Here is a 10,670-nt window from a genome sequence, read left to right as displayed (position 1 = left end):
CGCCGCAACGGTCGTGTCACAACTGTCATCTGTGCCACCGTCATCCTGTTCTTTTGGCAAAGGCGCATGTCCGTGCTTGTCTGGTTCATTCGGGGCAACTCGGACCGGTGGAGGCCGCCCGATGCACACATTTCGAGTACGAAAGGGACAGATCCTGGGAGTTGGCTCAGACTTAGCTGACCTGCGGTGATGTACCAGGTCCGAGCATTTTGTCGGTACTCGGTCAAGCCCTTCGTCCCCGAAGCGCTCAGACTCCCTTCATCAACGTGTAGGGTCCGTGTTGCTGACACCGGGGGGATCCAATAACCTCTCTGCGGCTACGGCTGTATTCGCCGTGCAATCGCCCCAGAGGGAAAAAGATGCGGCGGCAAGGGCCGCTCGCCGTCGGCGGCCGTTCATTGCCGCCGGCCTCGGCTTTCTGACGCTCCGTCGCCCGACGGACCGTCAGCGAGGCTTTTCCACGCGCATTGCGCCGACGCCCCTCGGTCCTTTGAACCGAAGGAAGTCGTACGTGCCCCTCTCAAGACCCTCAACGACGACGCGGACGCTCCGTCGCCGGCTGGCGCTGGCAGCGGCGTTGACCACCGCGTTGACCACCGCGCTGGCCGGTTCGGCCCTCCCCGCGCTGGCGGCGCCGATCGGGCCCGCGGACCCGACGGCCAAGCCGCCGACCGCGCAGGTGGCCCCCGGCCCGACCCAGATCGCCCAGGCGCAGGCGAAGAAGACCGGCAAGCCGGTGACGGTGGACGCGTTGACGACGGAGACGTCGTTGACGGTGGCGAACCCCGACGGTTCGCTGACCACCTCGCAGAACGTGCTGCCGATCCGGGTGAAGCAGAGCAACGGCTCGTGGGCCGGTGTCGATGCGACGCTGGCGAAGAACGGTGACGGTTCGTTCTCGCCGAAGGTGGCGGCCTCGGGTGTGGCGCTGTCGGGCGGCGGCAGTGCCCCGCTGGTGGCGCTGACGGACCCGGCGGGTCACAAGCTGGCGCTGTCGCTGCCGTTCGCACTGCCGGTGCCGAGTGTCAGTGGTGACACGGCGACGTACGCGAACGTGCTGCCGGGCGTCGACCTGCAGGCGACGGTCACCGACCAGGGTGCGTTCCACGAGGTCCTGGTGGTGCACAATGCGCAGGCCGCGGCGGACCCGCAGCTGAAGACGCTGCGCCTGGCCATCAACAGCAACGGCCTGAGCACCGCGGCCGACGGCGCCGGCAACGTGACGGCCAAGGCCGCTGACGGTACACCGGCCTTCACCGCGCCGGCCCCGGTCATGTGGGACTCCGCGACCGCTCCGGCGCCGGTTCAGCCGTCGGTGGCCCGCAGCGCGGCCGCGCCGGCGGACGCCGCTCCCCGGGCCGCCGTCGCGCAGGGCACGCCGGACGCGCCGCCCGCGCCGCAGAGCGCGGTGGACCCCGCCACGCAGGCGGTCTCGACCAAGGACGGTCCGGGGCACGGCGCGCACATCGCCAAGATCGCGGTCCAGGCGGACAACAGCGGTCTGACCCTGGCCCCTGACGCCGGTCAGCTCGCCAGCAGCGACGTCGTGTACCCCGAGTACATCGACCCGGCCTGGCAGCCGGCGCCCACCGGCACCACGAACCACTACACCGAGGTCAAGGAAGGCTGCGCGGGCCAGGGCCTGTACGACAACGCGCAGGAGAACGGCGAGGGCGTCGGCTACCAGCAGTACGACTCCAACTGCTTCGGCATCTACCGCAGCTACTACGAGATGAACACCAGCGCGCTCACCACCAACATGGTGATCCAGAGCTCGCAGCTGCACCTCGCCGAGACCTACGGCGCCGACCACACCTGCTCCGACACCTGGGGCATCGGCCTCAACCTGACCGGCGGCATCAGCGGCGGCACCTCCTGGAACAACCAGCCCGGCACCGTCACCGGCGAGGGCACGCAGAACATCGGCCCCGTCTACGGCAGTTGCGGCACCAACCCGAACGTGACCTTCGACGTCACCGGCAGCGTCAAGCAGTACCTCGGGTACAGCAACCTGACCTTCGGGATCTACGGCAACGAGTCCAAGTACTCGACCAACTACGGGTTCATGCGCTTCAGCACCAACCCGGTGCTGCAGACCAACTACGACATCGCGCCGAACACGCCGTCGGGCATGTACACCGACCCGTACACGATCTGCGGGACGACCGGGTGGATCGGCCAGACCACCATGAACGGCAACGCGTCCAACATCAACCTGCACGCCTGGGTCTCCACGGCGATGCCGGGTGACAACCTGCAGACCTCGTTCCACGTGTGGGACAACATGACCAACAACGGGAGCGGCGGGGCGAAGGACTTCTCCTGGGTGGCCTCGAACACGGTCGCCTCGGGCAACTGGACCGGCGCCAACATCGGCGGCGTGGTGCAGGACGGCCACACGTACGGCTGGAACGCCACCGCCACCGACGGCACGCTGAACAGCCCCGGCTCGGGGTACTGCTACTTCAGCGTCGACCTGACCCCGCCGAGCATCGCGAGCTTCACCCCGTCGGCGCAGTACCCGCCGCTGGGCAGCGGCATCACGCCGCAGTCGTACGCGGGCAGCGGGACCGTCAACATCCAGGTCTCCAGCACCGACCCGACCCCGACCGGCTGCAACCTGGCCGCCTGCATCAAGAGCGGCGTGGCCAAGTTCCTCTGGTCGCTGGACCAGAACAACCCGGTCAGCGGCGGCAACGCGATCAACGTGACCCCGGACGCCAACGGCACCGCGACCGCGAGCATCCCGGTCAACCTGTCCACCAACCAGTGGGGCACCCACACGCTCTACGTCCAGGCCGTGGACGGCGCCGGCAACACCCAGGCGACCGTCGCCCAGTACAGCTTCTACGCGCCGTTCAACCCGGCCGCCAAGGCCGTCGCGGGTGACCTGACCGGTGACGGCATCCCCGACACCATCGTCCCCGACCCGGCCGGCAAGGGGAACCTGACGCTGATCCCGGGCAACGCCGACCCCGCGGCCACGCCGCAGGTCGCGTCCACCCAGGCGCAGAGCCCGGACACCACCAGCTGGAACAACTACCTGGTCACGCACCGGGGTTCGCAGAGCCAGTCGACCCTGGACGACATCTGGGCGTACCAGACCAAGACCCACCAGATGTACCTGTACCGCAACGACGGCACGACCATCGGCGGCGGCGTCGCCGGTCAGTTCACCAAGTCCCAGGACGTCCTGACGGTGGGCCGGCCCGCGGTCGCCTCGTCCTGCACGATCGCGGACTGCGCGAGCTACGGCACTGACTGGTCCGGTGTGAGCCAGATGGTGGCACCGGGTGCGTACTCCAACGCGGCCAACTGGGCGGGTGCGGGTGTCTCCCCGTACGCGGACCTGATCACCGTGGAGAACGGCAAGCTCTGGTACTACACCGGCAGTGCCCGGGCCGGTTCGAACCTGGGCAACGCGTACCTGATCGGTGCTCAGGGCACCAACTGGTCCAACGTCACCCTGATCGCGCCCGGCAGCGTCGGCGCCACGGTCGCCAATGGCACCGAGTCCGGCGGCACCCCCACCCTGTGGGTCCGTGACAACGCCACCGGCGCGATCGCCAGCTACCCGCTGACCTTCGACAGCAACGGCCTGCCGAACAGCAGCCTCACCCCGCCCGGCCGGGCCGCGCTCAGCTCGGGCCTGACCGACACCAGCGGCAACCGCCTCTGCCTGGACGGCGGCGCGGGCAACAGCGGAACCGCCGCCCAGATGTGGGACTGCAACACCACCAACCCGCAGACCGTCACCTACGGCGCGGACAACACCATCCACCTGATGGGCAAGTGCCTGGACGTGCAGAACGGCGGCACCGGCAACGGCAACCCCATCCAGCTCTTCCAGTGCAACAACTCCGGCTCGCAGAAGTGGGTCGCCGGCCCGACCGCCGGTGCGCTGAAGAACCCGCAGTCCGGCCGCTGCCTGGCCGACCCGGCAGCCAACCAGAACCAGGGCACTCCGCTGATCCTCTGGGACTGCGACGGCGGCAGCGAGCAGCAGTGGGCCGGCGCCACGGCGAACAACGCGCTGCCCGCCCAGACCCCGGTCCTGCCGGTCGGCCTGGGCCAGGCGGACTGGCCCACCGTCACCTCCCCCGGTGACGTCAACGCCGACGGCAACCCGGACCTGCTCGCCATCAACGGCAGCAACCAGATGACCGAGTTCCTGGGCACCGCCCCGGTCAACTCGCTGGCGCAGGTCGGCGGCCCGATGTACCTCGGCACGGTCAACGGCGCGGTGCAGACCGAGGTCCAGAGCAACTACGGCGGCAACTGCCTGGACAACTACGGCGGCACCAAGGGCACCCCGGTCGTCGAGTGGGGCTGCTGGGGCGGCGCCAGCCAGAAGTTCAACTTCGCCACCGACGGCACGCTGCGCAGCGCCGGCGAGTGCGTCGCCACCACCAACGCCGGCACCGGCAACGGCACCGGCGTGATCAGCGCGGACTGCGCGCCCGGCCACCCCGAGCAGCAGTGGGTCCTCAAGTCCGACGGCACCATCCGCAACCCCGCCTCGGGCCGTTGCCTGGAACTGCCGGGCTGGAACATGACCAACGGGACCGCGCTGGACATCTGGGACTGCATCGCGGGCGATGCCAACCAGCAGTGGACGGTGCACACCTTCTAGTCAGCAGTGAGCACTGAGGTGTGAGTCGACGGCCCTCCCGAACCCAAGCGTTCGGGAGGGCCGTTCGCCGTCAGGGCCCGGCCGCGAGAAGCCGGGGCAGCTCCCGCATGTCGTCGAAGAGCACGGTGCCCGGGCCGGCCAGCCGCTCGGGCGGGGTCACCCCGGCGGTGTAGGCGAGGACGGGCATGCCGGCCGCGCGGGCGGCGGCCACGCCGTGCGCGCTGTCCTCGACCACCACGCAGGCGGCCGGATCGGCGCCCAGGGTGCGGGCGGCGTGCAGGAAGAGGTCGGGGGCCGGCTTGCCGCGCGGCACGTCCTCGGCCCCGCTGAAGATCCGCCCGGCGAACCGCTCGTACAGCCCCGTCAGCTCCAGCCCCCGGCGCAGCCAGCTGTGGCTGCTGTTGGAGGCCACGCAGGTCGGCAGGTCGATCGCCGCCAGTGCCTCGGGGACCCCGGGCATCGGCGCCAGCTTCTCCTCGACCAGCCGGTTGTGCAGCGGCCGGTACTCCTCCCACCAGTCGGCCGGCAGCGGCCGGCCGAGCAGCTCGGAGAGCGCGGCGGTCTTCGCCGCGGCGTCGAGCCCGACGAACCGGTCGATGATCTCCCGTTCGCTCATCGGGAGCCCGAACGCCGCCATCGCGACCCGGTCCACCTCGATCCCGAGGGTCTCGCTGTCGATGAGGGTGCCGTCACAGTCGAAGATCACCAGTTCGATCACGTCGGCCACCCTAGTACGGTGGAGCGGTGAACCCCGTACGCGGCGACATCGGCAGCCGGCAGGACCTCGACGTCCTGCTGCGCCGGTTCTACGCGGCCGCCTTCGCCGACCCGCTGATCGGCCCGCAGTTCGCCGGGATGGAGCTGGAGGCCCACCTCCCGCACATCACCGACTTCTGGGCCAGCTCGCTGCTGCGCTCCGCCGAGTACCGCCGCAACCTGTTCGCCCCGCACACCGCCCTCCCGCTCACCGCCGAGCACCACGGCCGCTGGGTGCAGCTCTGGGCCGCCACGGTGGACGGCCTGCACCAGGGCCCGGCCGCCGAGCGGGCCAAGGCCCAGGCCCAGCGGATCGCCCTCGCGATGATCCGCCGCACCACCGGCGAGGACCCGGCCACCGGCGGCCCGGGCGGCTTCGTCCCGCTGTCGGCGCTGCTGCTGCGCACCGGCTAGGGCACCGCGATCCGCAGTGGGGTGAGCCGGGTCGCGACCACGTTGAGTGCTCCGCTGTTGCGTTCCAGGCGGCCGTGGATGAGCAGGCCGGCCCGGTCCAGGGCGGTGCGGCGGTGGATCTCCCAGACGGCGCGGTTGCAGACCACGTTGATCAGGCCGGTCTCGTCCTCCAGGCTGAGGAAGAGCACCCCACCCGCCGTGGGCGGCCGCTGACGGTGCGTCACCAGGCCGCCGACGATCAGCTCGCAGCCGTGCGCCAGGCCGCCCAGCTCCGCCGCCGGCACGGCGCCGATGTGCCGCAGTGCCGACCGCACGTGCTCCACCGGGTGGCGGTCGGCCGAGGCGCCGGTGGCCCACAGGTCGGCGATGGTCTCCTCCACCGGCGTCATCGCGGGCAGTTCGGGCGCCGCACTGCCCGGCGCCGTCCCCGGCAGCAGCTCCGCCTCCCCGGTGGTGGCCAAGGCGCCGGCCGCCCAGAGGGCCTGACGACGAGTCAGACCGAAGCAGCGGAACGCCCCGGCGGTCGCCAGTGCCTCCAGGAGCGGCGCGGGCAGCCTGGTCCGGTGCGCGAAGTCCTCCAGGTCCCGGTAGGGCCGGCCGGCCACCACGGCCGCCGCCTGCTCCTCGCCCAATCCGCGCACCGTGGCCAGCCCCAGCCGGATCGCCGGCGCGTCCCGGGGTCCCTCCAGGGTCGGCCCGGCCGCGCTGGCGTTGGCGTCCACCGGGTGCACCTTCACCCCGTGCCGCCGGGCGTCCGAGATCAGGCTGAGCGGGGAGTAGAAGCCCATCGGCTGGTTGGCCAGCAGCGCGCAGGTGAAGGCCGCCGGGTAGTGGTGCTTCAACCAGGCGCTGGCGTACACCAGGTAGGCGAAGCTGATCGAGTGCGACTCCGGGAAGCCGTAGTTGGAGAACGCCTCGATCTTGGTGAAGACGTCCTCGGCCACCTGCGGCGGGATGTCCCGCTCGGCCATTCCGTCCAGCAGCCGCTGGCGCAGCTCGGCCACCCGCTGGTGCGAGCGCTTGGCGCCCATCGCCTGGCGCAGCCGGTCCGCCTCCTCCCCGCTGAACCCCGCGCAGTCGATGGCCAGTTGCATCATCTGCTCCTGGAACAGCGGCACCCCGAGGGTCTTCGCCAGGGCCCGCTCCATCAGCGGGTGCGGGCAGTCGGCGGGCTCCAGCCCGGCCCGCCGGCGCAGGTAGGGGTGGACCGAGCCGCCCTGGATCGGCCCGGGCCGGATCAGCGCGACCTCCACCACCAGGTCGTAGAACTCCCGGGGCTTCAGCCGGGGCAGGGTGGCCATCTGGGCCCGGGACTCGACCTGGAACACCCCGACCGTGTCGGCCCGGCAGAGCATCTCGTAGACCGCCGCGTCCTGCGGCGGGATGCTCGCCAAGTCCCAGCGTTCGCCGTGGTGTTCGGCCACCAGGTCGCAGGCGTCGTGCAGCGCGGAGAGCATGCCCAGGCCCAGCAGGTCGATCTTGACCAGCCCCGCCCCGGCGGTGGACTCCTTGTCCCACTGCAGTACCGAGCGCCCCGGCATCCGGGCCCACTCGGTCGGGCAGATCTGCCCGATCGGCTCCCGGGTCAGCACCATGCCGCCCGAGTGGATGCCCAAGTGGCGGGGCAGGCCGTGCAGTTGGCTGCCGAGGTCGAGCACGTCGGCCGGGATCACCGCGTCCTCGCGGGGCGCGGAGTGGAAGTCCACCTGCCGGGAGAAGGCGTTCACCTGGTCCATCGGGTAGCCGAGCACCCGGGCCGCGTCGCGCAGCGCCAGCCGGGGGCGGTAGGTGATCACGTTGGCCACCTGGGCGGCGTGCTCGCGCCCGTACCGCCGGTAGACGTACTGGATCACCTCCTCGCGGCGCCGGTGCTCGATGTCCAGGTCGATGTCGGGCGGGCCGTCCCGCTCCATGCTGAGGAACCGCTCGAAGAGCAGCCCGTAGCGGATCGGGTCCACCGCGGTGATGCCGAGCGCGTAGCAGACCGCCGAGTTGGCGGCCGAGCCGCGCCCCTGGCACCAGATGTCCTCGGCCCGGCAGAACTCCACGATGTCGTGCACGATCAGGAAGTAGCCGGCCAGCTCCAGCCGGCCGATCACCGAGAGCTCCTTGGCCACCTGGGCGTGCGCCGCCGCGTCGTCGGCCGCGAAGCGCCGCTCGGCGCCGCGCAGGGTGAGCGAGCGCAGATGGCTGAACTCGTCCTCGCCGGGCGGCACCGGGAAGCCCGGCAGCTGCGGGTCCAACTCCTCGAAGGTGAAGGCGCAGGCCCGCCCGAGCGCCGCGGTGGCCTCCCGCACCCCGGGGAACCGGGCCAGCCGGCGCGCCATCTCGCTGCCCGAGCGCAGGTGCGCGGTGCCCGCCGCCCTGGTCCAGCCGGCCGCCTCGCGCACCGTGCGGCGGGCCCGCAGCGCCGCCAGCCCCTGGGCGAGGCGCCCCTCGGCGGGCGTCGCGTGGTGCACGTTGTTGGACGCCACCAGGCCGAGGCCGGCCCGCCCGGCCAGCCCGGCCAGCAGGTCGTTGCGCGGGTCGTCGCCCGGGAGCTGATGGTCGATCAGCTCGACGAAGACGTTCCGCTCGCCGAACGCCTCGGCCAGCGCGCCGAGTTCGCCCAGCGCGGCGTCCGGCCCGCGCTCCGCCAGGGCACGCCGGACCCGCCCGCCGCGGCAGCCGGTGAGCACCGCCCACTCGCCGCCGTGCGCCCCGGCCAGCTCGGCGAACTCGTAGACCGGGCGCCCCTTCGCCCCGCCGGCCAGCTGGGCGGCGGCGATCACGGCGGAGAGCCGCCGGTAGCCGGCGGGGGAGCGGGCCAGCACCAGCAGGTGCTCGCCGGGCAGCCCGCCGACACCGCGCAGGTTCAACTCGGCGCCGAAGACGGTGCGCAGCGCGGTGCCGCGCGCCGCCACGGCGAGCCGGACCGCGCCGTACAGGCCGTCGTGGTCGGTCAACCCCAGGGTCTCGACGCCCAGGCGCAGCGCCTCGGCCACCAGGGCCTCCGGCTCGCTGGCGCCGTCCAGGAAGCTGAACGCGGAGTGGGTGTGCAGCTCGGCCCAGGCGGGCTGCTCCGGCACCGGCGCGGGCGTGGTCGACTCCGGGAGCGCGGGGGTGTCGGTGGCCGGCACCGGATCGGTCATCCGGCGGCGCAGTTCGCCCCAGGGCATCAGGTGCTTGCTGTCGAACGCCATCAGCTGTACGACCCCTCCACCGTCCAGCCGCCGCCGGCCAGCACCAGCAGCAGCGCCCGGCCGTCCGCCAGGGTGACCTGGAACCGGGCCCGGCGCCGGGACAGCTCCGGGTCCCACCACTGCTCCACCGCCGGCCACGGCCCGGCCCAGCCGGTGACCACCGCCAACCGCCCGTCCAGCAGCAGCTGGCAGGGCGGCGCGGTCACCTCGGCCCGCCCGCTCACCCCGACCGGCTGCCCGGCCGCGTCCAGCACCGCCACCGGCCGCGGCTGCGGCCAGACCACCCCCGGCGCGGGGTGCGGCAGCCGCCCGGGCCACGGCGCGTCCAGGTCGGCGGCCGGCAGCGGCTGCTCCCCCCACGGCACCCGGACCAGCACCTCGCCCGGACCGCGCCCGCCGACCCGCTCCACCCGGCTCAGCCCGCCGTAGCCGAGCAGCGCCTGCACCCGGGCGGCGGCCCGCTCCACCCGGTCCGCCACCACGGTCTGGCCCCAGAGCGCGAGCTGGCGCCCGTGGTCCGGCACCAGCTCCTCCGGCGCCAGCCGCAGCACGGTGAAACCGCCGGCCGCCGGGGCGAAGGTGCCCGCGCCCTGCCAGGCCTGCAACTGCCAGCGCACCCGCTCGGCCAGCGCGGGCGCGGAGAGCCGCCCCTCGTGCTGCCAGAGCCGGGCCGCCGAGCTGCCGTCCGCGCACCCCACCTCCACCGAGACCCGCCGACAGGCCACCCCGGCCCCGGCCAGCGCCTCGTGCAGCCGCTCGGCCAGCGCCCGGCCGACGAACACCAGCGGCTCGGCCAGCAGCTCGGGCGGGTCGAAGCGTTGCTCCACCGCCAGGTCGAGCCCGGGCAGCGGAGCGGCCGGCGGGCGGGCCTCCAGGCCCCGGGCCAGCCGGTGGGCCAGCCGCCCGGCCGGGCCGAACCGGTCGGCCACGGTGGCGGCGGGCAGCCGGGCGAAGTCGCCCAGGGTGGGCAGGCCGAGCCGGACCAGCAGCTCGGCCAGCCCCTCGTCCTCCAGCACGGCCACGGAGTAGGGCGCCAGGAACTCGGCGGTCCGCCCGACCGGCACCAGCACCCCGGCCCGGGCCGCCAGCACGCCGGCGAAGACCCCGTCGGCCACCCCGACCCGGGGGCCGGGCGGCAGCACGGCGGGGGGTGACGGCTCTTCAGGAGCGGGGGTGGCCGACGGGTCGTCAGCCGGGCCGCCCCAGTCGGTGGCCCGGTCCGGTACGCCCGCCCCGCCGCCAGCCCCGCCGTCCGCCGTGCCGCCCGGCCGCCGCTCGGCGCCCAGCTCGGCCAGCGCCCGCTGGACCTGCCCGACCAGCGCCTCCTCGCCGCCGAAGTACCGGGCCGGCCCCTTCACCGGCAGCACGCAGAGCCCGGGCCGCAGCACCTCCACCCGCGGGGTGAACGCGCCGACGGCGGCCACCACCGACTCGAACCACCGGGTCTCGGCCAGCGGGTCCCGCTCCCGCAGCCGCAGCTCGGGGCAGAGCCGGTGGGCGAGGCGGAGCCGCTGCCCGCGCCGCACCCCGGCCCGCCGGGCGGCGTCCGAGCAGGCCAGCACCCGGCCGTCCTCGACCACGGCGACCGGGTCGGCGGGGCCGCTCAGCCCACCGGTCGCGACGATCGGCCAGTCCGGGTACCAGACCGCCAGCACCCGCGCCGCCGCAGCACTGCGCACCTCAGC

At 73.2% G+C, this 10,670-nt stretch carries 5 protein-coding genes; 2 read left to right on the top strand and 3 right to left on the bottom strand.

Annotation, left to right across the window (positions count from 1 at the left end):
* Positions 1 to 577: 577 nt before the first annotated feature.
* Positions 578 to 4,633: a ricin-type beta-trefoil lectin domain protein gene (locus tag FHX73_RS01645; protein ID WP_145902896.1), complete on the top strand. Its 4,056-nt coding sequence runs from the start codon at positions 578 to 580 to the stop codon at positions 4,631 to 4,633.
* Positions 4,634 to 4,703: 70 nt separating this feature from the next.
* Here FHX73_RS01645 and FHX73_RS01640 read toward each other — a convergent pair whose 3' ends face one another.
* The gene (locus FHX73_RS01640; RefSeq protein WP_145902895.1) at positions 4,704 to 5,360 is read right to left on the bottom strand and encodes an HAD family hydrolase; all 657 of its coding nucleotides are present in this window, start codon (positions 5,358 to 5,360) and stop codon (positions 4,704 to 4,706) included.
* A 17-nt stretch (positions 5,361 to 5,377) separates the two neighbouring features.
* Between FHX73_RS01640 and FHX73_RS01635 the strand changes: the two genes are divergently transcribed.
* Positions 5,378 to 5,803, top strand: a complete 426-nt coding sequence (locus FHX73_RS01635) for a group III truncated hemoglobin (protein ID WP_145902894.1) — start codon at positions 5,378 to 5,380, stop codon at positions 5,801 to 5,803.
* On the opposite strand, the gene FHX73_RS01630 is transcribed toward FHX73_RS01635, so the two are convergent.
* Together FHX73_RS01630 and FHX73_RS01625 are read right to left on the bottom strand one after the other, a co-directional pair.
* On the bottom strand, positions 5,800 to 8,985 hold the full coding sequence (locus FHX73_RS01630) for an error-prone DNA polymerase (protein WP_145902893.1): 3,186 nt from the start codon (positions 8,983 to 8,985) through the stop codon (positions 5,800 to 5,802). The genes FHX73_RS01635 and FHX73_RS01630 overlap by 4 nt on opposite strands.
* Entirely contained in the window at positions 8,985 to 10,664 is a 1,680-nt protein-coding gene (locus FHX73_RS01625; protein ID WP_145902892.1) for a DNA polymerase Y family protein, read from the bottom strand. The genes FHX73_RS01630 and FHX73_RS01625 overlap by 1 nt, the downstream gene beginning before the upstream one ends.
* Positions 10,665 to 10,670: the final 6 nt, after the last annotated feature.

Source organism: Kitasatospora viridis (assembly GCF_007829815.1).
GTDB lineage: Bacteria > Actinomycetota > Actinomycetes > Streptomycetales > Streptomycetaceae > Kitasatospora > Kitasatospora viridis.
The sequence above is the reverse complement of the archived record's forward strand: the minus strand, read 5'-3'. Positions and strand labels throughout refer to the sequence as shown.